Genomic DNA, 26,019 nt, shown 5'->3' with positions numbered 1-26,019 from the left:
AAAAAATTCAGATTTTATTTGAAGAGAGAGGGTGTTCACGATCGAAGCCTGAATTTGGTCGGACCCGGGAATGAGAGTGTGCGCTAGGGGCGCAGGTAACCGAGGTCTTTCGACAAAGCTCTGCCGAACTCCCGCATTGTCTGGACGTGAGGCGAGTTCACTGCCACCGGTAGAACGCCGACCACACCGACCAGTGTCAGAGCGGCGGCTAATTGAGAAAACTGGTTGAACACAGGCACCGAGATGGCGGAGATGCCCGGTATGAACCCACCTTCGGTGACCGCATAGCCTGTCTCACGAATCGTCTGTAGGTCTTCCTCTAACTGCACACGGTCCACTTTCGCTTCCGCGCTTTCGACTGCGAGTAACTGTTGGATGCGGTCTCGGGGCATGAACGCGCAGAACACCATTCCGGTGGCACTGGACGTGAGGGTGACGCGGGAACCTACTTGAATGCCGATTTTCACCGATCGATTGCTCTCCTGCCACCGAATGAAAAATGGTCCAGACTCACTCCAAACGGCCAACGCAGCTGTTTCGTTGAAACGCTCGTTCATTCGGTTTAAGTAGCTTTCGGAAAGTGTTCGGACATCTATTTGCTCGGAGGCGCGGAGACCAATAATGATAGCTTCCGTCCCCAAGCTGTAGCGCAGGTCCGGACCTTTTGTGAGCAGTCCAAGCCGGCACAAGCTGACGAGATATCGGTGCAGTTGGCTCTTGGACATGCCGCACTGACTCGACAACTCTGTCAGGGAAAGCGGCGACCGGCTCTCAGACACAGCCTGCACGATGGTGAAACCTTGCTCGACTGCTTGAATACCCTGTGGTTCTTGGCCACGACCTGACTGAGTTGCAATGGGTTCGCGATTGGCGTTGTGCACGTTCATTCCTCCTGAGTACCTGCTGCAGGCGCTCTCGTCCAATCATAATGGGAGGAACGAAAGGGGTAAAGGGGATAGACCCGCATGGTGAAGCGACGCAGTCGAAGGATACGCGGTCAAGTACTTCAATCTGACCAACCGCCAGATGGTCGTAATTCTGTCTCATGGACGTGAGTAACTTACAAAAACCCTTCCGGAGGCAGGCTGCCCCATTCATCGAGCGACTTTTGGTCGGTGGTTGACCACTGGCGCGGACGATACGTCTCATCGTGGAGGATGATCTCTTCTTCACATGAGTACTCAACGGTGTTACCTGCGTAGTCGTGAAAGTAGAAGGCAATGTTGTGGCCCGGACCGTGGCGTACGGGGCCCCAGACCAGTTCGACGCCGCTTTGCTTCAGTGCATCTGCAGCCTCCCACAGGCTAACCGGGTCTTTCAGGGTCATTTGAAAGTGATGCAGGCCTAGGCGGTTGCTTCTCGCTACGGCGTAGCAGTGAAAGAGTGTCTTGCAGCGGAAAAAGGTGAGAACAGGGCCAGCTTCGGGATCACGAATAGTAGCCGACTCCTTGAAGCCGATGATGCGCGTCCAGAACTTGTACGCTTCGTCCACATCGAGGACGCGAGACACAGCGTGATCGAAGGAAATTGGACCAGGACAGCGCACGGGGGCCTGCACGAGCGCCCCGACGGGCTTGTCTACGTGAACGCCCACTGCCAACTCAACGATCGTGTTGCCCGGTGCCAGAAAGCGCATGGCTTCGCCGTGCTTCCAGTCGTCCGAGGGGGAGGTTTCCGTAAGAATGGGAACGCCTTGCCGGCGCAGCGAGTCTTCCGCGAGCAGCAGTGCACTCCGGTCTTTGACGAGGTAACTGATGTGGTCGACACTGGGATCGCCCTGGGTATACACAAGCGAGTATGGGTCAAATCCACCCGCCTGCAGGTAGAATTGGCCTGCGTTCTGGTGCGCGAGCGAAAAGCCCATTTTGGCGACGGCAAATTCAGCTGCTTCCTCGGGGTCAGTCACTCGAAGGTTGATGTGATTAGCTCGTTCAATTTCGATTGGCATATGGAGTTCCTCCCTATACGTTGAGAACGACTTTTCCAAAGGCCCTGCGTTCCAAGAGATGGGCGTAGGCGTGCTGGACTTGTTCCAGAGGGAAGGTTGAGTCCACGACTGGTCTCAACCGTCCGTGCTCAAACTCATCGATGACGCTGTTGAGCGAACTGGCGGTGTAGGCGCAGTTGCCAAGCATTTGGATGTGTTTGCGGTAGAACGTCTTGATGTCGATATGGAGTTGACCATCGTCGCTCCCGATCGTGCCGGACAGCACGATTCGTCCACCGTAGGCAATGCAATTGGCATACTCCAACCAGTTGTTTTGATTGATGCCGCCATCAAATACAAGGTTTACACCCTGTCCGTCCGTCGCGCGCAACGCCTCCGTTGCGATGGATTCGCGGGAGTAGTTGACGAGTACGTCGGCGCCGAGTTCACGGGCTCGTTCCAACTTCCAGTCGCTCCCGGCAGCAGCGATAACGTGGGCTCCGTGCAATTTCGCAATTTGGAGGGCCGCAACGCCGAGTCCGCTGCCGACCGCTGTCACCAATACCCAGTCTGTTGGCTTGACGTTGGCGATTTCTACCATCATGTGCCACGCTGTGCCGAATGAAACCGGAATAACGGCAGCCTCAGCGTAGGTCAGGGAATCGGGAATTCGGCGCAATTTATGACTTGGGAGTACTACATGTTCTGCTGCACCTCCATCACGGTGCACGCCAACCATGTTCAGTCGGGTGCATTGATTAGTGCGACCTGCCCGACAGGGCTGACAGTCCCCGCATGTGATGGTGAAGTCGTTGAGGACTCTGTCCCCGGGTTTAAAGTTATCGACTGCGGAACCAACCTCCGTCACAACGCCGGCAAAATCGGCCCCGGGAATACGCGGTAACAAAGCACTCGTTTTCCCGACAACGCCGAAAAGCCCGCGCACGACCATCGTATCCAGTCCGTAGTTGAGTCCTACTGCTTTGACTTCGACGCGTACGTCATAGTCCCCAATGGTTGGCTGTGGGACGTCTTGTTCAACGACAAGCACGTCGAGGTCACCATGTTTTCGAATGACAACGGCTCTCATGACAGTATCCTTCCTTTCGGGTCCGTCTGGTGTACGTCACACAAACACTGTTGTCAGTCGGCCGAGCCCCTCTATCTCAATCTCGACCACGTCGCCCGGTTTCAGGTATTGTGGGGGTTTCGCGCCAGCGCCTACGCCTGCTGGTGTCCCTGTGCAAATCACGTCGCCCGGCTCCAGAGTCATGATGGAAGACAGGTGCCGAATGATGGCCTTGATGTCGAAGAGCATATGTCTGGTATTGGAGTCTTGTTTTAGCTCCCCGTTTACCCAGGTCTTGATGGACAGTTGCTGCGGGTCTGAGATGAACTTCGCGGGGGTGAGGAATGGTCCGAGAGGGGAGAATCCATCAAACCCTTTCATCTTCGTCATGTCGACTCCAAGTGGGGTGGGTTCGTGCAACCAGTCTCGCGCAGAGACGTCGTTTGTGATGGAGTACGCCGCAACTGCTGCCATGATGCATTCATCACTCAGAGACAGCGGGTGTCCGCCCATCACAACTGCGAGTTCCCCTTCCCAGTCCACCATCTTGGCGATGGCTGGCAATCGCACTGCTTGACCGGAGCCAACGAGGGTCGTCGTCGCAGGCTTCAGGAAACTAAATGGATATGTCGGACGAACTGAAACTCCCATTTCTTCGAGGTGGTCTGTGTAGTTGGCGCCCACGCAGATCAACTTGCGTGGGACAAGAATTGGTGGCAGCCAACGCATCTCAGTGTCTGACATGTCCAACGCGGCCACGTCGTCGCAGTGTTCACTGAAGAACGCGCTCAGTTCTTCACAGAGAGGAAGCATGACGTCCCATCGCTCAATCATGGAAAGAACCGAGCGGTCTCTGCTGCCAAGGTACGTCGATACGTCCACATGATTCGTCAATGATTCCACAGTCACCAACTGGCTAAGGGGAAACAAACCGTCGGCTGTTTGGATGACGACGTCTGGTTGCTGGTTCACAATGCAAGTACCTAGGGCAAACTGCAATGTAGATCACCTACAGTCCAATAATTTAACTCGGTTTATGTACCCTGTTGCGTAAATCAGAAGAGAGAGCAAGGCTCAATCAATATCCGTACACTAAGGATTTAAGTAGCATGGAGGGATATTTGAGCCACATGTCCGTCCAACTCGCATGGTGTGAAGTCAGGGAGATAATGTTTCTACGATGTTGCTCCCAGTTTCCAAGTCTTAACCCCGAAAAATTATATTTACTATATTGAGTATTGCGATAATTAAGCCCTATGATAGCACAAATGTTGTCTTCCCACTGCGATGTGTTGGCGTGCCGGAACGGCTATTTATCTGTCACTCGGCACGCTACTTTATGGTCTCGTCGTGTAAGGTCCCAAACACTTCGGTACACTAAGAACCCGCCTTGGGCTCAATTTCGCCGTACGATTTTATCCGAAAGACTTGTCTGGGACGTCCCTTGGCGGACAGTGTCTCAGTACCGACTGACTCTGCCAGCCCGCAGCCGCTGAGCGATGATAGTATTTTTCGGGCGTTGCGGCTCGTCATTCCCAGTGCGTTTGCCACGAGCGCGGCCGTGATCAACTGATCGGAACATGCGTTTTGTAGGGCCAGCATTTTTTCGAACGTGACGACGTTCACGCCTGCATGACTCAGTCGAGCCACCAAGTCAGGGTTCTCCGTGCGGTACCGGTAGTGGAGCTGGTCTGCTTGATGGAGAGGGCCATCAACTGTTCCGTGTTCGTCGGCAATGTAAATGCATGCATTCCCGCTAGACGCCTCAGCATGGTTGATTGCAATCCGGGCGTGCCGTTCAGCTTCCATGGCTGTTTGCCCGTACCCAATCCCCATGTAGGCGTTTAGTTGCGTAAGGTCCCGAATGTGTTCGAGCAATAGAGCTGCGTCGCGCGTGCGGTTGACAACTTGGTCGTTCGTCGAGAAGATCATGAATCGTCCGTTACCAATCGACACGAATGTGCCGAAGGTCGCATGCGCGTAGTTGAGAATGAGGTCCTGGGTCTTGAGGTATAGCCGATAGATATCATAGAACAACTTGTCTTCGTTGTTCACCAGTCGGTTGTAGTTGGCGACCTGAATGATTTGAATCGCTACGAGTAGTTTCGGTGACGTCTCCTGATTCATAACCTACCTCCGAGGGACATGCTGAAATTACGCGCGTCACTCCACATAGTATTTCCTAATATACTACAGTGCAACGGAGATAAACGAACTCCCGATGCTAGGCATGGTACTCGTGCCGAAGGACTGAACGTGACTACGCACAATAAGTATTCAGAGTATATTGACACCGTTCTGGATTCGATGCTACATTATTTACGGAACTATTATGGAATAATTCCTTAAATAAGAGGAGGATCCCGTTGAACGAAGACCATCTGCTCAAACGAAGAATGGGGTTTTGGTCACTGACGGCTGCGTCACTCGGTGGTGTCATTGGGTCCGGTTGGCTACTTGGCGCCATGTACGCGGCACAGTCTGCGGGCCCAGCTTCCATCCTGTCCTGGGTGATCGGTGGCGTCGCATTGGGTCTGGTTGCGCTTGGCTTCATCGAGATGACGCGTGTTCGCTCGATTTCAGGCGGATTGGTTCGCTACCCACAGGAGACTAATGGTTCGTTGGTCGCGGCCATCATTGGTTGGGCCATTTGGCTGGCTTACTCAGCCAACCCGCCGACCGAGGCGTCGGGCATTATTCAGTACCTGAGCAAACTGATGCCGGGCCTGTACAATGGCACGCAATTGACGGCCTCGGGGATTTTGGTGGCCATCCTAATCATGATTGTGTTTGTGGTCATCAATTACTTTGGTGTACACATCTTCGCGAAGGTCAATCTGGTTGTGACGACCCTGAAGTTCATCGTACCAACCCTTACTTTGATTGGTCTCTTTGCCTCTGGGTTTCATGCTAGTAACTTTACGAGCCATGGTGGATTTGCGCCGTACGGTTGGTCCGCTGGATTAAGCGCAATTGCGACGTCAGGTGTGATCTTCGCATACACAGGCTTTCGCGCAGCCATTGACCTGGCGGGAGAAGCGGTTAATCCGCGCAGGGACATCCCGCGCGCCGTACTCACGGCACTTGGCATTGCCATCGTCCTATACATTGGCCTCGAACTCGCTTTCGTGGGTGCTGTTCCTGGTAGTTCGCTCGTGCAGGGGTGGCATGGGGTCAACTTTAACTCGCCGTTTGCGCAGCTGGCAACTTCCGTCAACCTGATGTGGCTCAGTTGGCTGATATACGCAGACTCAACGTTTTCACCAGCGGGATCGAGCGTCGTCTATACCGCAACGAACGCACGCGTTGTCTACGGGCTGGCACTGAATCGCTTCTTTCCAAAGTTTCTAGCCAAGGTAAATCCTCGCTACGGGGTGCCTGGTCGAGCGATGCTGCTCAACTTTGTCGTCGGCCTACTGTTCCTGCTTCCATTTAAGAGCTGGCACAGTATCATCGAGATCACGGGCGCACTCGGCATTTTTACGTATGCATCGGGCAGCGCATCGGTGCTCATCTACCGACGCAGTGGAAAGACGCAACCTGAGGATAGGATTCGCGGTATGGGGTGGATTGCGCCAGCAGGGTTCGTGGTCGCATCGCTGATCATTTATTGGGCGGGCTGGTCCGTGTTGAACAAGACGCTCCCACTCCTGATTGTTGGCGCAGTGCTATACCTCGTAGCGTTCTTTGTCAATCGCCAAAGTGGGCGCGAGCTTACCGGTGGCCTCTGGCTCTTGGCCTTTTTGGTGCTGGAGTTCGTATTGTCCTACTTGGGGTCATTTGACGGAATCAAGGCCATACCGGCGCCATGGGACTCGGTCCTTGTCGCTGTCTTGTCGCTGGCCATCTTCTTTTGGGCTGTTGCTTCGGGTACGTCGTACATGGGGAAAACTGACACGATTTCGCAGAGTGCGCCAAGCGAACATGCGAATTTGGAAGCCTAACAGAATTGAGGGACAACTATGTGTGAAATGTTGGCGCTGCAATCTGCAAAGCCGTTTGAGTTGGGGACGGCGTTTCAGTTGGGTCTGACGATTGAGAAGTTCGGAATTGCGCGTTTTGGTTGGGGTGTAAGTTGGGTCCAAGATGGTGTGTTGCAAAACTATCGTTCCGAACTTGGTCTTGGTGAGGACGTGCAGGGGCGGCAGCGACTTGCCGGTGAGTCCGCGACCTCGTGCCTGATTCACCTGCGAAGGCCGTCGTTTCTCAGCACAATCGCTGTGGAAAACTCCCAACCCTATCTAGCGGAGGGGGAGTTCGCCTTTGGACATAACGGTTACCTAGCCGACCACGTCCGCTGGCGGGAAGTTTTTGCACAAGTCGTACAAGGCCAGTCAGACAGTGAAATGGGGTTTCACCTTTACAAGCAGCGGCTTGTGACGGAGGCTCCTGCGGACGCTATCAACTCGACCTTACGCGATACAATCGGGCGGGGCGAAGCGAACGTCATCGTGCTGAACCGTGACGAGTCCCTGGTCGCTGCGGGGAGCAACGAACGCAATCCGATGTATTGGTTTGCTGGCGCGGACTTCACGGGTATCGTCACGGGCCTTCATAGCTTGGACCAGTACCTGTTCACGGACCTCTTGACTTGGGTTGAGCAGCGAACGCAAATCAGGGATGCTGTCTACTTACCCAAGATGACCCCAGTACACGCCTAGAAATATGCCCGGGCTGACTTTTCCAGATGGCCCGGGCGTTTTCTCCTTCCTCTCTTTGCAAAATGGCCGACTCCCTTCACTGTTGACCAAAATTGGTCCTGCCCTTGGAATGTTGCAGTGGTTTCGCTTGATGCCCATGTCGGTGGTACGATATGAGAGACAAAATTCCAGTCAAGTTCTATTCGACAAGGAGCATCACAGATGAGATACCGCAAAATGGGAAACACGGATTTGCAAGTGAGTGAAATCAGCTTTGGCACATGGGCCATCGGCGGCGATTGGGGCAGCACGAGTGACGAGGAGTCGTTGCGCGCGCTTGATGTGGCGATGGATGCGGGTGTTAACTTCTTTGATACTGCGGATGTCTACGGCTCGGGTCACAGCGAGGAACTGCTCGCTAGGGCTACGAAGGGCAAAGAGGACAAAATTCACATCGCCACAAAGTTCTGCCGGGCAGGGGATATTCATGATGCCGAAACTTATTCCGAGGCGACTGTGCGTCAGTACTTGGAGGGCAGCCTGCGACGTCTGGGGCGGGAGCGCATTGACTTGTACCAGATTCACTGTCCGCCGCTCTCCATCCTGCAGGACGGACGCGTCTTTGGGGTGCTCGACAAACTTCAGCAAGAGGGGAAAATTCAGCACTACGGTGTCAGTGTCGAGACTGTCGAAGAAGGCATTTACACAATCGAACACTCGCGTGCCAAGGCGTTGCAAGTCATTTTCAACATTTTTCGCCAAAAGCCGGCCGACGAACTGTTCCAGTTGGCGCAGGAGAGAGGCGTTGGCCTTCTCGTCAGACTGCCGCTCGCGAGTGGGCTGTTGACAGGGAAGTTCGACAAAAGCCATCGGTTTGCCGAGAACGACCATCGGAACTTCAACGAAAACGGAGAGAAGTTCAACGTGGGCGAAACCTTCGCAGGGCTCGGGTTCGAGAAGGGCGTTGAGCTAGCGGACAAGCTGCGCTGGATTGCGGATGGTCGGGGCAACATGACGCGGGCGGCACTGCGCTGGATTCTGGACTTTGACGAGGTCACCTGCGTGATTCCTGGATTTCGGAACGTCAAGCAGGTCGAGGACAATCTAGCTGCCCTAGATGTCCCGTCATTCGCGGTGGCGGAGCGGCAGAAATTAGTTAGCTTCTATCAAACGCAAGTCCGCGAGTCGATCCGTGGCGCATACTAGGAGAACCGGTTCGCACGAACGGTGTGGTGCTGATGGCTGGCGCAGTGGACATTTTAACCCACTGCGCCAGTATTGCGAACTACTTACACTATCCAGTGCATGCCGTTGGCGAAGTCGAGCGTGACACCGTAGGTCAAGTACAGGAGCCAGATACCCGTGAGTAATTGGAATGCGCCTGTGGCTTTCTCCCAGCCTTTGCTGTTGAGGAATCTGGCGGGAATTTCACAAATGTAAATCAAGGTCAGGCCGATGAAGAGAATCATAGCGGGTATATCGTCGGCCTTGTTAAACGAAATTGCGCCAAGGACACTCAGTCCGAGCAACGGGATTGCCATCCAGGCCTCAGGCCCGTGGTCGCTTCCTGTATATCGGCGCAGTCCTAGGACAATCCAGTGGATTCCGTAAACAGTGAAAGCAACCGCCGCCATGTACAGCGGAGGGGCGTTGCGATAGACCGGAAACCAGGAAAGACCGACCATCAGGTAGATGCCGGTGAGCAACTGGCCGAATCCGCCGAGAAACATCCCCCACAGGCCCACGGTTCGGTCGAACTTCACTTTGTCCTGGTTCCAGTTTGGACCAGCAGAAAGAGTCGTGCCGCCTTGTACAAAGTAGTTAATCGAGAGCGATAAAAAACCAATGGCGACAGGCCAAAAGTGCGAAATTGGTACTGACACGATGTTTTCCCCCCAATGACTCGCTTCCATACGATTTTGTAACTGTGCTTGTGTAACTGTGTTCGACCGTGCGAACAGTGACACTACCGGGTCAGCACCGCCTTCTTTCCGTGGAGAAGTGGCTGTACACGCTCATACTTTGGCTAGACAAACGAAACGGCACAAAGGCGGGCCTGTTTTAGGCCGCTACTTTGTGCCGTTGTGTCTACCTGCAAACGCATACAGACAAACCAAGCAGCATATCAGTCCGTAGTTGATGTACTGTTCCAATACATCAGCCAACGTATATTTTATCTCTCTTTTTGCTGTCGTGTGTCAACCCTAGACATTTTTACACAGACAAGTTTGTTGCTTCCTATGCGTTATGCTAGGATTTTTACTGAAACGTGGGGAATGATTATCGTTTGAACGAGTGTGCTTGATAGAGACGCGATGTTCTGGAAAGGGTAGGGTGCCGCGTGCGCAAAGAGCAGATGTTTAACGACATAGTTCGCCGAGTGAGGAAAGACTACTTTGGTAAAGGGCCAGAGCGAATTCATACCGTGTTCGTGGATAATATGGCGATTTCAATCTTGAACGGCAACCTCACACCCATGGAGAAGTTCATCAGTCATAATCCTGAAGGCGCCGAGATGGTTCGAGAAGCCCGGACAAAGCTGATTCAGGACGTATATGCAGAGCACGTGCCAGACGGACTGGAAGAGTTAGTCGGGTCGCAGTTGGTCCACCTGTTTTCCGATTTCAAGGTGGAACATGACATGGGGGTCTCGGTTTTCATCTTTAAAGACACGATCGCAGGAAAAGAGTGATTATTCACACGAACTGCATATTGCTTGACAAAAGAGAACAGCCAAGACCATATTGGAATTATTATGTGAACGTGTGACCGTTACACTCGCGAAGTGTTTCGGTTAAGAGGATCCGCGGAAGCTACTGTCACGCCTGTATGGGATTGCAGGGGTGCTCATGGGCACAATGGTGCGCAAGCCCGTATAGGGCGCACTTTGTGCCCTTTTTTGTTGAGTGTTTTTATTCATTCTACGACTCACAATACGTTGATAGGGTAGGGAGGTTCTGTAGATGCCAGAAGGTTGGGTGCAAATCGAACTTGACGGTAAGACGGTCGCGGTCGAGCCAGGGACACTCGTATTGAACGCCATTTTGGGCAGTGGAGAGGAACACCCGCATATCTGCTATCACCCTGCGCTCGGGCCAATTGAGACCTGCGACACGTGCATTGCAGAAGTCAATGGGCAACTGGCTCGGGCCTGTTCGACAGTTGTGGAAGAGGGAATGGTGGTCCGAGCAAAATCCGTGGGGGCGCGTTTTGCGCGCAAAGAAGCCATGGACAGAGTTCTGCGCAACCACGAACTGTACTGCACAGTTTGTGACAACAACAACGGAAACTGCACTGTCCACAACACAGCGATGCAGATGCAGATTGAGCACCAGTCCTATCCGTTCGAACCCAAACCTTACGAAAAGGACATGAGCAACCCGTTCTACCGTTACGACCCGGACCAGTGCATTTTATGTGGACGCTGTGTCGAGGCTTGTCAAAACTTGCAAGTCTCCGAAGTGTTGTCGGTCGACTGGGAACGTGACCGCCCGCGCGTCATCTGGGACAACGACGTGCCGATCAACGAGTCGTCCTGTGTTTCTTGTGGGCACTGCGTGACGGTTTGCCCTTGCAATGCTTTGATGGAAAAGTCGATGTTGGGTGAGGCAGGCTTCCTGACTGGGATTGAGTCGGGGACTTTGGGCAAAATGATCGACATGACGAAAACTGTGGAGCCGGGCTACTCACAGATCTTCACGGTCTCGGAAATAGAATCCGAGATGCGCGAGTCTCGCATCAAGAAGACGAAAACGGTGTGCACGTACTGCGGCGTCGGGTGCAGTTTTGACGTCTGGACGAAGGACCGCAAGGTCCTCAAGGTGGAACCGTCGATGGACGCCCCTGCGAACCAAATTTCCACGTGTGTCAAAGGAAAGTTCGGTTGGGACTTCGTCAACAGCAACGAGCGCATTGTGGAACCTTTGATTCGCCGTGGCGATGTGTTTTACCCGGTCACATGGAAAGAGGCGTTGGACTACACGGCGCAGCGTTTGGCCGAAATTCGGGAGCGTCATGGCGGTGACGCGGTAGGACTCATCTCCTCATCGAAGACCACGAATGAAGAAAACTACCTCATGCAGAAGCTAGCCCGGGCCGTCTTTCACACCAACAACATCGACAACTGCTCGAGGTACTGTCAGTCCCCTGCGACGGAAGGGCTGCGCAGAACCTTTGGCTACGGCGGTGATACGGGATCGATTAAAGACATTGGCATGGCTGAAGTGGTTGTGATTGTTGGTGCCAATCCGGCCGAAGCGCACCCGGTGCTCTCTACGCGGATTCGGCGCGCACAAAAGAAGCACGGCCAAAAGTTGATTGTGGCTGACGTCCGCAAAAACATCATGGCAGAGAGAGCCGACGTTTACCTGCATCCTCGACAAGGCACCGATTTGGTGTGGCTCTCTGGCGTGACGAAATACATCATTGACCAGGGGTGGCAGGACACTGAGTTTTTGGGTAAGAGCGTGGAGCGTGTCGACGAGTACGTTGCATCGTTGGATAAGTACACGCTAGACTACACGTCAGAAGTGACGGGGCTGGCGAAACAACAATTGATGGAAGCGGCGGAGATTATCGGGCAGGCGAAATCCGTATGCGTGTGCTGGGCGATGGGCGTGACGCAGCACCTCGGGGGTTCGGATACGAGCACCGCAATCTGCAATTTGCTGGCGGTCACGGGCAATGTCGGGCGTCCCGGCACAGGCGCATACCCGCTCCGCGGTCACAACAACGTGCAGGGTGCTGGTGACTTCGGCTGTGCGCCGACCTCCTATCCCGGCTATCAGTCGGCGAACGACCGTGTTGTCAGAGAGAAGTACGAAACGGCCTGGGGGGTCACCTTGCCGGAGACTCCGGGCTTAAATAACCACCAGATGGTCGATGCCATTCACGAGGGTAAATTGAAAGCCATGTACGTAGTTGGTGAAGATATGGCGATTGTTGATTCGAATGCAAACCACGTCCAGGCAGCGTTCGAGAAGTTGGAGTTTTTTGTCGTGCAGGACATCTTCCTGAGCAAGACAGCGCAGTTTGCCGATGTGATTTTACCAGCCAGTCCGAGTCTTGAGAAGGAAGGCACCTTCACGAACACCGAACGCCGCATCCAGCGCTTGTATCAGGCTTTGCCGCCGCTCGGGGAGTCGAAACCAGATTGGCAGATCATTCAGGCGCTGGCCAATCGACTGGGGGCAGACTGGAACTACACATCGCCAAAGGAGATTTTCGAAGAGGCTTGCGGTCTCACAGACCTGATGCGCGGTGCGACCTACGAGCGGCTAGAAGGATATCAGAGTTTGCAGTGGCCCGTGTTTGAGGACGGGACCGACTCGCCAAACCTGTATCTTGACGGGTTCCCACTGGACGGTGGAAAGGCGCGCTTGTGGCCGGTCGATTGGACGCAACCGCTGACCTTGCCGGAAGCGTACGACCTCGAGCTGAACAACGGTCGACTGCTGGAACACTTCCATGAGGGCAACATGACGCAGCGGGTAGCAGGCATTCAGAAGAAAGTGCCCCATACATTTATCGAAGTCTCGCCTGAACTTGCGAAAGAGCGCGGGATACAGGAGGGTTCGTTGGTTCGTGTCAGTTCACCCTACGGTCATGTCAGGATGCGCGTCACCATCACGGACCGTGTGCGTGGGAACAAAGTCTACATTCCGTTGCTCTCTACCAAAGACGAGGAAGCAGTCAATCTGTTGACCAGCAGCGACCACGACACCTACACGTTCACTCCAGCGTACAAGGAGATGCGGGTCAAGATGGAGGTGCTCGAGTTCACTGGAAAGTCTCCGATTGTGAAGGGGAATTTCCGTCTCGGCCACCCCAATCCTCAGCCTGGTGTTAACGTGGAGAAGAAGTGGGCACGCAGCGACTACCAGCCTCTGGTTGAGGCAAACAAATAGGACGATAAGGTTGTCTCTTTGCGCTTGCAGTCATCTGTAGTACCACAAATCCAGTACGGACAAGGTGTGACCGAGTAGATTAGCCGACGAGGCAACTGAAGGGAGACAGTCGATTGACCCACGACCTACCACTGGAGGACCTACACCAGTACGTCGGGCGCAACCCGCGCCCGGCGGACTTTGACGAGTACTGGCGAGACGCGCTTGCAGAACTCGATGGCACACAGACGAACCTGAGCGTCACGCCTGCCAAGTTTACAGTCCCGAATGTAGCGTGTTTTGACCTCACATTCACAGGCGTGCGCGGAGCACGGCTGTACGCGCGGTACCTTCGCCCCGTGAACAGCGCGAAGTCGCACCCGGCTGTTGTGATGTTCCACGGCTACGGTGGGAACTCGGGTGATTGGTTTGACAAACTGCCGTACGTGCTGGCGGGTTTCTCTGTGCTTGCGCTGGATGTGAGGGGGCAGGGTGGGGCGTCGTCCGAAGGGACAATCGCGGCGGGGCCGACCAAGATGGGTCAGATTGTGCGCGGCCTCGAAGACCGGAAGGAGAACTTGTTCTACCGCCACGTCTTTCTCGATGCAGTGCAACTTGCGCGCATTGCGATGGACATGCCTGAGGTCAATCCCGCCAAAGTCTACGTCACTGGCCGTTCACAGGGCGGCGGTCTGTCAATTGTCTGCGCAGCGCTTGAGCCGCGCGTCGCGAAAGTGGCCGCTGTCTACCCGTTTTTATGCGACTACCAACGGGTGTGGGAGCTTGGCGCTGGAGGAGCCGCGTACGGCGAGTTGTATGAGTACTTCAGGCGACGGGACCCGTTGCATAGACGACAAGATGAAGTGTTCGAACGGCTCGGCTACATTGACGTCCAGAACTTTGCGAGTCGGGTACGTGCGCCACTTTTGATGGCGACCGGTTTGTCGGACGAAGTGTGTCCGCCGTCCACGCAGTTCTCAGCCTACAACAACGTACCAGGTGAAAAACGCGTGCTGATTTACCCGGAGTTCGGACACGAGGACATTTATGGCTTGCCAGATGAGATCATCCAGTTTTTCGTGGAAGAATCGGTGCCGACACGCGGAGATAACTGAGACCGGACAGGAGGCATCATTCATGAAGGCGCTGCTCATCGGTGGGACAGGAACTATCAGTTTCGAAGTCACGAAGCAACTAGCTGCAGCCGGGCATGACGTGGCTCTGCTCAACCGCGGCAGCCGTACGGACGACCTGCCACCAGAAGTGCGTGTCCTCCATGCGGACAGTCGGGACGAAGACGAAGTGAGAGCGGCCATTGGCGGTGAGACCTTTGATGTTGTGGCCGACTTCATCGCCTTTGAACCCGATCACGTCGAGCAAGATTTTCGCGTGTTTGGCGGGAAGACGCGACAGTACATCTTCATCAGTTCCGCGTCGGCGTATCAGAAACCGCTCTCGGACTACCGCGTGAGCGAGTCGACACCGCTTGCAAACCCGTACTGGGCGTACTCGCGCAACAAGATCGCTTGCGAGACGTTGCTCATGGAACTGTACCGGGACTTCAGTTTTCCGATCACGGTTGTGCGCCCGAGCCACACCTACTGTGAGCGCTCAGTCCCGCTTGGGGTTCACGGGGCTGGCGGTTCCTGGCAGGTGCTCAAACGCATGCTCGAGCACAAGCCAGTGCTCATTCAGGGCGACGGGACGTCGCTGTGGACGCTCACGCACAGCCGTGACTTTGCCACAGGCTTCATCGGCCTGATGGGCAACCTGCACGCGATTGGTGAAGCGGTTCAGATTACGTCCGATGAGACGGTGACGTGGAACCAGGTGTACGAGGTAATCGCGTCTGCACTCGGCGTCGAACTGCGGGCGACGCACGTCGCGTCGGACTTTTTGAGCGCGTGCAGTGATGGCAACTTCGCTGGCCCGTTACTCGGGGACAAGGCGAACTCCGTCGTCTTTGACAACACGAAACTAAAGCGCCTTGTGCCGGGCTTCGTCGCGACAACGCGCGTCGATCAAGGACTGGCTGAGACGGTTCGGTATGTGCTCAACCACCCGGAGTTACAGCAAGAAGACCCTGCATTCGATGCTTGGTGCGAGCGGGTTATCTCTGCGCTCAATGCTGCTAAAGAAGCTGTTTGCCAGGCGGTCATGTGAGGGATGGTGATGTGGCAGCTGGCGTTGCAGACGTGAGGAGGAGCGACATGCGCTGGGGGGTTCGTGTAATTAATCCATTCGCGCCTGTCGTCTTCCGGCGCTTGGTCCTTGTCGCCCTAGCCGTCCTAGCCATGTGGCAACCCATGACGCACGGGAGTCCGCTCGTAGAACTTGTCGCTGTTGCGGAGTGTCTCGTCGTCTGCGCTGCTATCTTGGTAATGATTCCGGAGCGCCTGCCTGCGGTCTGGCGAACCGGGATTGGAATCGGCACTGTCGTGCTGTTGTCCGTGTTGTCTCTGTTTCTTGTCGGATACGGGAGTGCCGGCGCTAGTATGTTGTTTTTCATCGTCGGCATCGCTGGCGCGCGGCTCAATTCTCCGTACGCTTGGTGGACTGGCGGTGTTGCAGCGGTTGGTTTTGTCACCTTACTGATTCTTACGAAACCGTTCAGCGGTGTAGGCATTGCCTACATTGGGTATACGATGGGCTTTATCGCGACCTTCATTGCGGGAAACAATGGTCGACTTCGTCGTCAATCACAGGCAGCCCAGGAACAGCACCTACTCGACCTCGAACGTGCCCATGAGGCTCTCCAAACGGCTCATCGCGACTTACAGGAAGCGTCCATCCGTTCTATGCAACTTGCCGTTGTGCAAGAACGAAACCGGATTGCGCGCGACATCCATGACAGTGTGGGTCACGCTTTGACTTCCCTCATCGTCCAGTTGCAGGCCTTGCAATATCGTGTGCGCAGCGGCGCAGACGGTGCGGAACAGCAGATTCAGGACCTTGTTAAAGTGGCGCGAAACAGCCTTGAGGAGGTACGCCAATCGGTTCGGGCAGTTGCGGACGCTTCGCCCATCACGGGGGTCCAAGCAATGTCAGCGCTTGTCGACGGTGTTCGCGCAAACACCAAGTTGTCCGTCACCTTCCAAACCGATGTAGACGCACAGGTGCTGTCCATGGAGACCAGCCTCATTTTGTACCGTGCTCTGCAGGAGTCTCTGACCAATGTGGTTCGGCACAGCGCGGCTGAACACGTTCGTGTCAACTTGGATTGGGTAAGCCGCATCGGTCAGACGTGTATTCGGCTACAGGTCGCAGACGATGGTCAATTCCAATCTGGACGGATGCTCGAGGAGGGCTTTGGCCTGTCGAGCATGCGGTCTCGGTGCGAAGATGTGGGCGGCACGTTGAACTGGACAGGCGTCGAGCCGCACGGCATGCAGGTCGAAGTTGTTTTGCCGTGGAACAAACCAAGCGGCGAGGAGACTCAACATGGGTCATGAGACAAAGCATCTGATTCGGGTGTTAATTGTGGATGATCAGCGTTTAATTCGCGATGGACTGCACTACCTGATTGATTCTCAGAATGACATGCAAGTCGTCGGGGAAGCCGACACCGGAGAAACAGGCATAGTAGCTACCCTAGAGATGCATCCTGACATTGTGTTGATGGATGTGCAGATGCCCGGAAAGGGCGGTCTCGACGCAACGCGTCGCATCACCGCGGCGATGCCCGGCGTGAAGATTCTGCTCTTGACAACGTTTGACATGGTGGAATACGTGTACGACGGGATACGCGCTGGTGCCGTTGGTTACTTGCTCAAGGATATCGATGCAGCCGAACTCATGGACAGCATACGCGCGGTCTATCGTGGTCAAGCACTCTACCGTACTGGCGCTGCAGCAGAAGCGTTGGCCCGCGCCGTCAAGGAACCGACCGGTGGTCAGGTGAGAATGACCTCTTCGTCGGGCACAACGAGCGAAGAACCGGCGACTGCAACCGACGGCGGTTGTGAAGGTTCGCTGGTCGATGGCTTGACGGAGCGAGAACGAGAGGTGCTACAGGAGATGGCTTGGGGTCGGCGCAACGATGAAATTGCCCGCAAGCTGCATATCTCGGAGGGCACTGTAAAGACGCACGTGCACCGCATTTTGCAGAAGTTTGGGGTGGACGACCGAACGCAAGCCGTCGTCCTCGCTCTGCGCCGCGGCATGGTGCAGTAATCTGGTGCAGGTCTATCTGCAGGTATACGTCCGTGGTCGTCGCTCGTGAAGGTTCTATCTTCGTGTAGACGCCTTGGCTTTGTTTCCGCTGTATCCTGTCTGTGAACGCAGGGTAAAGGAGTGATTCAAAGTGCCAATGGCAAAGGACATTTTTATCGGCATCATCATCCTCGCAATTCTGGTGCAGCGACAATTGGTTCCGCGTCCGCTTAGCGGACGACTGCTGGTCTTGCCCGTTATTCTAGCTCTGTACTCACTGTACGAAGCAGTGGGTCAGCCGAGCATCCAACTCACAGGCTGGATTTCCCTCATTCTCACGTTTCTGCTCAGTTTCATCGTCGGACTCATTCGTGGACGCATGACACGCGTGTATCAGGAGAATGGTCTGTGGATGGTCTCTGGGTCGTGGTGGATTCTCCTATTTTGGCTGCTCTCCATTCCGATTCGCTACGGCTTGAGCTTTTTGCTGGTTCCGCTCCTCGGTGCTGGTGCAGCTTTTCATGGCAGCTTGACCACGATACCCATTCTGTTCTCAGTTTGTGGACTTGTGTTGGGGAGGGCCGTGTTGCTCACGCTGCGCCATCCCGTAGCCGTCCGGGAAGCTCGCATGTCACACCTAGCGGCGCGCAGCGAACGCAGACGTCGTCGCATCTAATCATGCGACCCGAGCAAGTCTACAAAGGCCCTGAGAGCCTTGCCCGATCCGGATCCGGATATGGATATAGAAAGGTTCACCGTCGCCGACTAGTCGAGTTTCATCATCAATCCATCCAAGCGCCGTCCGACCTTGTCTTCTGTCCAGCGTGCAACGCCGATGAGCGTGTCGAGGTCGCACGGCGTGGTCGCGCCCATTTGTTGAAACATGTTGACCATATCCTCCGTGCAGACGTTGCCGACAGCCTTCGGGGCGAACGGGCAACCGCCGAGACCGCCAATGGAGGCGTCGAAGCGGGTGACACCCGCCGCATAACCAGCGTAGACGTTAGCGAGCCCAAGGCCGCGTGTGTTGTGAAAGTGTAGGCCAAGTGGCACGCGGTCGATGCCGACTGCCTCGTCGTAGGCCGTCACCATCCGCTGCACCTGTGCTGGATTCGCCATGCCGGTCGTGTCGGCGTACACCACCTTTGTGCAGCCCGCGTCGATGAAGCGGCGAGCAAAGGCGAGGACGCGAGCGGGCCAGACATCGCCTTCAAACGGGCAGCCGAACGAGGTGCCAAGCACAATCGTGGCCGCTTTCCCGGCAGCCAGCGCCTGTGGCATCAGTCGCTCAAGTTCGGCGGCTGACTCCTCGGCGGTGCGGCGTGCGTTCTTGTAGTTAAACGTGTCACTGACTGCTAGAACGAGGTGGATCTCTGCGAGCCTTGTCTGCAGTGCCCGCTTCAAACCAGACGCACTCAGTACGAGCCCGGACAGTCGTACCGGCAAGTCGTGTGGCAGCAGGTCGAGTACCTCTTCAGCACCGGCCATCTGCGGCACAACCCGCGGATTCACGAACGATACCGCCTCGATTTCCGTCACGCCCGCGCGGGCCAGCCGCGTGATGAGTTCTGCCCGCGTAGCCGGGGACAGAATTTCTCTCTCGTTTTGCAGGCCGTCGCGCGGCCCCACGTCGCAGACCGTAATCACGCGTCAATTCCTCCTTCGTCGTCAACGTCCGATTCGTTTCCGTGCAGGGCGGGGGCGTGGAGCAAGACATGGTCGCGCCCTTTGTAGATGTGTTCGGCCATTGCACAGCGGGCGCGGTCTGGGTCGCGCTGCTCGATCGCGGCCGTAATCGTCACATGGTACCCGAGCGAAGCTTCCGTCTCACTCTGGTCGTACCAGTAGAACGACCGAAACACCAGCGGCAGTACAACGACGCGCGAGATCAAAAAGTCGAGGTGTGAGTTGTGCGTTGCGAGCAACACGCCGTGGTGAAAAGCGTGGTTCGCGTCGACGATTTCGCGGATCTGATCCCGGCTCTTCCCCCCGCTTTTCACCGCCTGTGTAAACCAGCGGTTGGCCTCGTGCAACCGCTCGATGTCCGCGTCGGTTCTGTGCATGGCAGCCGTGCTTGCGGCGTAACCCTCGAGCAACGCGCGCAGGTCGTAAATCTGCCGTACCTCTTCAACCGGGAATTCCCGCACGGCAGCGCGGCGTCCTTGCAACACGACCAGCCCCTCTGCTGTGAGGCGCCGAATGGCTTCTCTGATGGGCGTGCGGCTCACGCCAAGCGTAGCTGCAACCGCCTCCTCGGTTAGCCTCTGGCCAGGATTGTAGTCTCCTTCGAGAATCGCCGAGCGAATCAGTTCATATGCATCCATCCACAATCCTCCTAAGCAAATTGTATACAAAATGAAATAGTCTGTAAATATGTGACGAGGTTCGCGTTGTGATATTTTCTGTACCTGCGTGATTTTTTCATACGAGGCGTGATGATGATTCGATGTCTCCAAAGATCTATCTTGATCAATTGTATACAAAACGGTAGCATGAGGTTTGTATCAGACTTGACAGAATATTTGCGAGGTGAGATGGGGTGGCCGAACGCCCAGCGCTTGACGGTGTGCGTGTACTCGAACTTGGAACTCTGCTGGCGGGGCCGTTCAGCGGGCGCTTGCTCGGGGATTTCGGAGCAGAGGTGATTAAGGTAGAGCCGCCGGACAGACCGGATCCGATGCGGCAGTGGGGGGTGCAGAAGGAGGGACACGGGCTGCTTTGGCCCATTCAGTCGCGAAACAAGAAGTCGATCACGCTGAACCTGCGTTTGGAAGAGGGGCAAGCCCTGTTTCGCGACCTGGTGAGAGAGGCAGATGTCGTGATTGAGAACTTCCGCCCTGGGACGATGGAGAAGTGGGGCTTGTCGTACGAGGCGCTGTCCGAGCTTAACCCTGGCATTATCATGGTGCGCACTTCCGGGTTCGGTCAGAGCGGGCCTTACCGCGATCGCGCCGGTTTTGGGAGTGTTGGCGAGGCGATGGGCGGACTGCGCTACGTCACCGGTTTTGCAGACCGACCGCCGACGCGCATCGGCGTCAGTATCGGCGATACGCTCGCAGCGCTGTTCGCGACAATCGGCTGCTTGGCGGCGCTCAATGAGCGCAACCGCTCGGGCAAAGGCCAGGTGGTGGACACCGCGATTTACGAAGCTGTGTTTGCGGTGATGGAGAGCACCGTCCCCGACTACCTGCTCGCGGGCTATGTGCGTGAGCGCATGGGCAACATCCTGCCTGGCATCGCGCCATCCAACATCTACGCGACGAAAGACGGGACATTTGTCGTGATTGGCGGCAACGCGGACACGGTGTTTCGTCGCCTCTGCGATGCGATGGGACAGCCGGAGCTTGCCAGCGACCCGCGCTTTGCCACGCACACGGCGCGGGGCGAGCATCAGAAGGTGCTCGACGACCTCGTAGAGGAGTGGACGAGGACGCTCGACGCCACAGACTGTCTCGACATCCTCGCGACGGCGGGTGTGCCGTCTGGTCCGATTTACAGCGCAAAGGAGATCGTCGAAGACCCGCAGTACCAAGCGCGCGACATGCTTCTTGAGATGGAGCACCCGGTGCTTGGAGCATTTCCACTGCCAGGCATTGTGCCAAAGCTCAGCCGCACACCAGGCGAGGTGCGGCACCTCGGTGCGGAGTCACTTGGCAAAGACAACCGCGAGGTTTACCTTGGCCTCCTTCGCATGGATGAGGGGCGGTTGGAAGAACTGCGCGGCAAGGGCGTCGTGTAACCAAAGTGGGGGTGAAGTGCTTGTCCGAGACGTTTGCCGGTTTCGGCGAGTCATCTGGCGCAGGATGGCGCCCGTGTATCGTCGTCGTCGACTTTATCGTTGGGTTTACCGACCCGGCGACACAACTGGGAGCCGACTTTACGGCTGAAGTCGAAGCCACGCGTGAACTCCTCGACATCGCGCGTGCTAAAGGGGTGCCCGTCGTCTTTACGACAGTCGCTTATGAGCCGCACTTTCGGGACGGTGGTCACTTCGTTGTCAAAGTACCGGCGCTCAAGTTGCTCGTCCAGGGCTCAACATGGACTGAGGTGGACGAGCGCCTCGCCCGTCTTCCATCTGAGCCGCTGGTGGAGAAAAAGTACGCAAGTTCCTTCTTCGGCACCCCGCTCGCATCGATGTTAACCTCCTTTGGTGTCGACACCGTGATTGTCACCGGTTGCACCACCTCCGGCTGCGTACGCGCGACCGCACTCGACGCTTTGCAGCACGGCTACCGCGTCGTCGTGCCGCGGGAGTGCGTCGGTGACCGCTCGCAGGCGGCCCATGAAGCCAATCTCTACGACATCCAGACGAAGTACGGAGATGTCGTTTCGTTTCCGGAAGTTCGCGACTACTTGTCGAAACTGAACTGAGGAGGAAAAGTACATGTACCGAGTCGCCATTGACGTTGGGGGCACCTTCACGGACGTCGTTTTGCAAGACGAGGAATCCGGGCAAATTTATGCCACCAAGGTACCGTCGACACCGTCGGACCAATCCATTGCGCTAGTTCAGGGGATCGACAAGATCTGTGAAGAGAACCAGGTTGACCCGCACGAAGTCCGCTCGATGATTCACGGCATGACGGTCGCGACGAACGCCGTGCTCGAAGGCAAGGGCGCGAAGGTCGGACTCATCACCACAGAGGGTTTCGAGCAGATTCTGCACGTCGCTCGCAGTTGGACGCCAGCGCCTGTCACGGCCTGGATCGCGTTCCAAAAGCCCGACCCGCTCGCCGATTTGACGTACACGCGCGGCGCGAAGGAGCGGATGTCCGCCCAAGGCGAGGTCTTGCAAGAACTCGACGGCGAGCACGCGCGGGCTGTCATCGAGGAACTCTACGCGTCCGGTGTGGAAAGCCTCACTATTTCGCTCATCAACTCGTTTGCAAACCCCGACCACGAACGCCAACTGCGAGATATCGCGATGGCGGTGAACCCGGGTGTGCCGGTCTCCATCTCGCACGACATCCTGCCTGAGTTTCGTGAGTACGAGCGGACGCTCACAACCGTTATGAACGCCTACGTGCGCCCGAAAATGCAGAACTATTTGCGCAATATTGAAGATAAGATGCGCGCGAAGAACCTGAAGAGTCGCGTCAGTATCGTCCGCTCCGACGGCGGGCTGATGAGCATTCCGGCCGCCGCGGCAAGGCCAGTGCACACGATGCTGTCCGGGCCGTCCGGAGGCGTCACTGCCTCCGCGATGATTGGGCGACAGACCGGGTATCGCAACGTGATCTCGTTCGATATGGGCGGCACTTCCACCGACGTCGCGCTCACCTACAATGGCGAACCGCGCGTCTCGCGCGAGACGAAAGTCGGCGTGTTCCCGGTCAAGGCACCGTCGCTTGAGGTCGTCAGCATCGGCGCAGGTGGCGGTTCCATCGCGCACGTCCCGCTCACGGGCGCCCTTCGCGTGGGTCCGCAGAGCGCCGGTTCTGAACCTGGCCCCGCATGCTACGCCCGCGGTGGCGAAGAGCCAGCAGTCACCGATGCAAACGTCACGCTTGGTTACCTGCCGCCGAGTCTGGTTGGCGGCGAGATGACACTCGACCCAGAGCTCTCCATCCGCGCTGTCGCCACCATTGCCGAGAAACTCGGCACTGACGTGTACCGGGCGGCACAAGGCATCTACGACATCGTCAACGAGAACATGTACGGCGCCATCCGCGTTGTCTCGGTGGAAAAAGGCTATGACCCACGCGAGTTTGCGCTGCTTGCTCTCGGTGGCGCTGGGCCGCTGCACGCCAACGCACTCGGGCGACTGGCTGGGGCGTTTCCGGTCATCATCCCGCCGACGCCAGGCGTCCTGTCTGCACTCGGGTTCCTCGAATCCGATGTCCGCAACGAGTTCTCGCGCACCTACATCCGCACCATGGGCCAACTCTCGACGGAGTCGCTGGCGGACGAGCTAGTCGCGCTTGGCGATGAAGCACAGGCGTGGCTTGAGGACGAGTCCGTCGCCGCAGCGGACCGCAGAGTGCACTACGAAGTCGACGTGCGCTACTTCCGGCAAGGCTTCGAGATCCCGATTCAAGTCGATCTAGCCGAGTTGCACGCACGTGGACTGGCGCTGTTGCGCGAGAAGTTTGACCAGATTCACGAGCAGACCTACGGCTTTCGGATGGACATCGAACTTGAGATTGTTAATGTCCGCTCCGTCGCCGTCGGCAAAGTCAAATCGCCCGCCCTGCCAGAGCACCCAAGCGGTGGGGAAGATGCGGCGCACGCGATTGTGGATGCACAGCACACAGCATACTTCGATGGCGAGTTTGTGACCACTCCGCTCTACGACCGAAGTAAGCTGCAGCCGAACAACCGCGTCTACGGTCCTGCTGTGGTTGTGCAAAAGGACAGCACCACGCTCGTCCTGCCAGGCTATGTCGCCCTTGTCGACACGTTCACCAATCTCATTATCAATCCGGTTTCAGAGTGAAGGGGGAAAGCCAGATGCCTGCCATCGATTCCATTACGGTCGATATCCTCGAAAACGCGCTGAAAAACGTCAAGGAGGAAATGGACGTCACCCTGTTCCGGTCGGCGATGTCGCCCGTCATCCGCGAGCAGCACGACTGTTTCCCGATGATTACGGACCCACACGGCAAGATGGTCGTCGGCAACTTCGGCTCGCACGTGCCAGAGGTCGTCTCGCATTTTGCGGAAGGGGTGCAGGAAGGCGACGTCATATTCCTGAGCGACCCGTACAGTTGCGGCGGCTCCATCTCGCACATCAACGACTGGATGATCATCGTCCCGATTTTCTTTGAGAACCAACTGGTCGGGTACTCTTCGATGTTCGGACACGTGATGGACGTGGGCGGCCCGGTGCCGGTCAGCTTGCCCGTCACAGCCACAAGCATCTTTGGCGAGGGCGTCCGCTTCCCACCCGTGAAGCTGTTCGAAAAGGGGCAACTGAACAAGGCGATTATCTCCATCATTCAAGCGAACACACGCACCCCGATTGAGAACTACAGTGACCTGATGGCACTCGTCGCTGCCTGCCGCACCGCGGAGCGCCGTGTCAAAGAGGTCTGCCAGCGCTTTGGCGCCGAGACCTACCTCGCTGGCCTCGACGCACTGCTCGAGCGCACACACCGCATGATGACGCAGCTCATCCAGAACTTCTTGCCGACAGAACCTGCGTCGTTTGAGGACTACGTGGATGACGACGGTCTCGGTAATGGCCCGTTTAAGATGAAGCTGACGGTCTGGCGCGAAGGGGAGCAAGCGCGCTTCGACTGGACCGGGACCGACCCCCAGGCCCAGGGGCCGATTAGCTACTACCTGAGCGACGCGATGTTCAAGATGTTCATCGGCGCCTTCCTCATCTCCGTGTTCGACCCGGCCATCATGTTCAACGACGGGTTCTACGACCTGCTGGAGATTACGACCCCAGAAGGCAGTCTGCTGCGCCCCAAGTTTCCGGCTGCACTCGGCTGCCGCACACACGTGCTCAGCCGCCTGTTCGACGTGCTCTCTGGCGCCTTGTCAGTGAACGCGCCTGACAGCAGCCCCGCTGCTGGCTATGGTACGAGCCCCTACTTCATCTACTCCGGCAAGGAGGATTCTGGACGGGACTTCCACTTGATGGAGGTCATGTACGGCGGTCTGCCTGGGCGGCCAATCGGCGATGGCCTTGACGGACACTCGTGGTGGCCAGCGTTCGTGAACATCCCGACGGAGTACCTCGAGACCTACTACCCACTGCGCGTCGAGTACTACCGCACGGGCCGGGATTCTGGCGGAGCGGGCAAACACCGAGGTGGCAACTGCAACGAGAAGATGTACACCTGCCTTGCGGACGGCAGTGTTTCCATTCACGACGACCGTCACAAACTGCAGCCGTGGGGCATCAATGGCGGGAGTCCTGGCACGTCGTCGTACAAAATTCTGTACCGCACCGACGGGACGCAGGAGGAACTGCCGTCAAAAATCGACGGGGTGCAAGTGAAGAAGGGCGACAAAATTTTGTTCGTCACGGGTGGCAGCGGCGGCTGGGGGGACCCGCTCGACCGCGACCCTGACAAGGTGCGCCTCGACGTCCATCGCGGCCTCGTTGGCCGCGAGAAGGCGGAAGTCGAGTACGGTGTCACACTGGATGCCTTTGGAGCTGTCGACACGGTAGCTACCACGGCTCGGCGCGCTGCGCTCCGCGCCGAACGCGGGAATGCACCGTCGTTCACCTTTGGCAATCGCGACGAGGTGTTGGCCGAACTGCGGGGGTAGGAGATGGAATCGAAATTAGGCACAAGCGGGGGGCAGCTATGCCCCCTGTTTCTTTTGTAGGGAGGTGTAAGTCTCACAAGTGTGATTAAGAGTATGCATTACAGCACGAGTTAAACATGG

Annotated in this window: 22 protein-coding genes; 14 read left to right on the top strand and 8 right to left on the bottom strand. The window is 56.5% G+C overall.

The window, feature by feature from the left end; translation table 11 throughout:
* Positions 1-83 precede the first annotated feature (83 nt).
* The 5 genes from JC200_RS02530 to JC200_RS02510 form a co-directional block, all read right to left on the bottom strand.
* Positions 84-881 carry an IclR family transcriptional regulator gene (locus JC200_RS02530; protein ID WP_274434616.1) on the bottom strand — a complete coding sequence of 266 codons (798 nt, stop codon included), beginning with the start codon at positions 879-881 and terminating at the stop codon, positions 84-86.
* A gap of 179 nt (positions 882-1,060) precedes the next feature.
* Positions 1,061-1,948: a VOC family protein gene (locus tag JC200_RS02525; RefSeq protein ID WP_274434615.1), complete on the bottom strand. Its 888-nt coding sequence runs from the start codon at positions 1,946-1,948 to the stop codon at positions 1,061-1,063.
* Between the two features lie 13 nt (positions 1,949-1,961).
* Complete coding sequence (locus tag JC200_RS02520; RefSeq protein WP_274434614.1) at positions 1,962-3,017, bottom strand: zinc-binding dehydrogenase; 1,056 nt, start codon at positions 3,015-3,017, stop codon at positions 1,962-1,964.
* A gap of 36 nt (positions 3,018-3,053) precedes the next feature.
* Positions 3,054-3,995 carry a fumarylacetoacetate hydrolase family protein gene (locus JC200_RS02515; protein WP_274434613.1) on the bottom strand — a complete coding sequence of 314 codons (942 nt, stop codon included), beginning with the start codon at positions 3,993-3,995 and terminating at the stop codon, positions 3,054-3,056.
* A gap of 378 nt (positions 3,996-4,373) precedes the next feature.
* Positions 4,374-5,123 (bottom strand): hypothetical protein, encoded by a 750-nt coding sequence (locus JC200_RS02510; RefSeq protein ID WP_274434612.1) that lies wholly within the window; start codon positions 5,121-5,123, stop codon positions 4,374-4,376.
* Between the two features lie 239 nt (positions 5,124-5,362).
* On the opposite strand from JC200_RS02510, the gene JC200_RS02505 reads away from it, so the two are divergent.
* The 3 genes from JC200_RS02505 to JC200_RS02495 all read left to right on the top strand — a co-directional run bounded on the left by JC200_RS02505 (position 5,363) and on the right by JC200_RS02495 (position 8,842).
* Complete coding sequence (locus JC200_RS02505; RefSeq protein WP_274434611.1) at positions 5,363-6,940, top strand: APC family permease; 1,578 nt, start codon at positions 5,363-5,365, stop codon at positions 6,938-6,940.
* Positions 6,941-6,958: 18 nt separating this feature from the next.
* Complete coding sequence (locus JC200_RS02500) at positions 6,959-7,657, top strand: class II glutamine amidotransferase (protein WP_274434609.1); 699 nt, start codon at positions 6,959-6,961, stop codon at positions 7,655-7,657.
* A gap of 201 nt (positions 7,658-7,858) precedes the next feature.
* Complete coding sequence (locus tag JC200_RS02495) at positions 7,859-8,842, top strand: aldo/keto reductase (protein ID WP_274434608.1); 984 nt, start codon at positions 7,859-7,861, stop codon at positions 8,840-8,842.
* Between the two features lie 83 nt (positions 8,843-8,925).
* Here the strand turns inward: JC200_RS02495 and JC200_RS02490 are convergent, their stop codons facing one another.
* Complete coding sequence (locus tag JC200_RS02490) at positions 8,926-9,519, bottom strand: hypothetical protein (protein ID WP_274434607.1); 594 nt, start codon at positions 9,517-9,519, stop codon at positions 8,926-8,928.
* Between the two features lie 473 nt (positions 9,520-9,992).
* On the opposite strand from JC200_RS02490, the gene JC200_RS02485 reads away from it, so the two are divergent.
* The 7 genes from JC200_RS02485 to JC200_RS02455 all read left to right on the top strand — a co-directional run bounded on the left by JC200_RS02485 (position 9,993) and on the right by JC200_RS02455 (position 18,349).
* Positions 9,993-10,328 carry a Na-translocating system protein MpsC family protein gene (locus JC200_RS02485; RefSeq protein WP_274436449.1) on the top strand — a complete coding sequence of 112 codons (336 nt, stop codon included), beginning with the start codon at positions 9,993-9,995 and terminating at the stop codon, positions 10,326-10,328.
* A 271-nt stretch (positions 10,329-10,599) separates the two neighbouring features.
* Complete coding sequence (gene fdhF, locus JC200_RS02480; RefSeq protein WP_274434606.1) at positions 10,600-13,542, top strand: formate dehydrogenase subunit alpha; 2,943 nt, start codon at positions 10,600-10,602, stop codon at positions 13,540-13,542.
* A 113-nt stretch (positions 13,543-13,655) separates the two neighbouring features.
* On the top strand, positions 13,656-14,636 hold the full coding sequence (locus tag JC200_RS02475) for an acetylxylan esterase (protein WP_274434605.1): 981 nt from the start codon (positions 13,656-13,658) through the stop codon (positions 14,634-14,636).
* Between the two features lie 22 nt (positions 14,637-14,658).
* The gene (locus tag JC200_RS02470; RefSeq protein ID WP_274434604.1) at positions 14,659-15,684 is read left to right on the top strand and encodes an SDR family oxidoreductase; all 1,026 of its coding nucleotides are present in this window, start codon (positions 14,659-14,661) and stop codon (positions 15,682-15,684) included.
* A 47-nt stretch (positions 15,685-15,731) separates the two neighbouring features.
* Positions 15,732-16,973: a sensor histidine kinase gene (locus tag JC200_RS02465; protein WP_274434603.1), complete on the top strand. Its 1,242-nt coding sequence runs from the start codon at positions 15,732-15,734 to the stop codon at positions 16,971-16,973.
* A complete protein-coding gene (locus tag JC200_RS02460) occupies positions 16,963-17,694 on the top strand; it encodes a response regulator transcription factor (protein WP_274434602.1) in 732 nt (243 codons plus the stop codon). Before JC200_RS02465 ends, JC200_RS02460 begins: the two co-directional genes overlap by 11 nt.
* A gap of 130 nt (positions 17,695-17,824) precedes the next feature.
* On the top strand, positions 17,825-18,349 hold the full coding sequence (locus tag JC200_RS02455) for a hypothetical protein (RefSeq protein ID WP_274434601.1): 525 nt from the start codon (positions 17,825-17,827) through the stop codon (positions 18,347-18,349).
* A gap of 89 nt (positions 18,350-18,438) precedes the next feature.
* On the opposite strand, the gene JC200_RS02450 is transcribed toward JC200_RS02455, so the two are convergent.
* Positions 18,439-19,320, bottom strand: a complete 882-nt coding sequence (locus JC200_RS02450) for a hydroxymethylglutaryl-CoA lyase (RefSeq protein WP_274434600.1) — start codon at positions 19,318-19,320, stop codon at positions 18,439-18,441.
* Complete coding sequence (locus JC200_RS02445; RefSeq protein WP_274434599.1) at positions 19,317-19,997, bottom strand: GntR family transcriptional regulator; 681 nt, start codon at positions 19,995-19,997, stop codon at positions 19,317-19,319. The genes JC200_RS02450 and JC200_RS02445 overlap by 4 nt, the downstream gene beginning before the upstream one ends.
* 215 nt (positions 19,998-20,212) lie before the next feature.
* Between JC200_RS02445 and JC200_RS02440 the strand changes: the two genes are divergently transcribed.
* Genes JC200_RS02440 through JC200_RS02425 form a run of 4 tightly spaced genes read left to right on the top strand, consistent with a single transcriptional unit; the run spans position 20,213 to position 25,899 of the window.
* Entirely contained in the window at positions 20,213-21,412 is a 1,200-nt protein-coding gene (locus JC200_RS02440) for a CaiB/BaiF CoA transferase family protein (protein ID WP_274434598.1), read from the top strand.
* 20 nt (positions 21,413-21,432) lie between these two features.
* Positions 21,433-22,044 carry an isochorismatase family protein gene (locus tag JC200_RS02435; protein WP_274434597.1) on the top strand — a complete coding sequence of 204 codons (612 nt, stop codon included), beginning with the start codon at positions 21,433-21,435 and terminating at the stop codon, positions 22,042-22,044.
* A gap of 13 nt (positions 22,045-22,057) precedes the next feature.
* A complete protein-coding gene (locus JC200_RS02430; protein WP_274434596.1) occupies positions 22,058-24,109 on the top strand; it encodes a hydantoinase/oxoprolinase family protein in 2,052 nt (683 codons plus the stop codon).
* Positions 24,110-24,123: 14 nt separating this feature from the next.
* Positions 24,124-25,899, top strand: a complete 1,776-nt coding sequence (locus JC200_RS02425) for a hydantoinase B/oxoprolinase family protein (protein WP_274434595.1) — start codon at positions 24,124-24,126, stop codon at positions 25,897-25,899.
* Positions 25,900-26,019 lie beyond the last annotated feature (120 nt).

It is taken from the genome of Alicyclobacillus sp. ALC3 (assembly GCF_028751195.1).
GTDB lineage: Bacteria > Bacillota > Bacilli > Alicyclobacillales > Alicyclobacillaceae > Alicyclobacillus_L.
The sequence above is the reverse complement of the archived record's forward strand: the minus strand, read 5'-3'. Positions and strand labels throughout refer to the sequence as shown.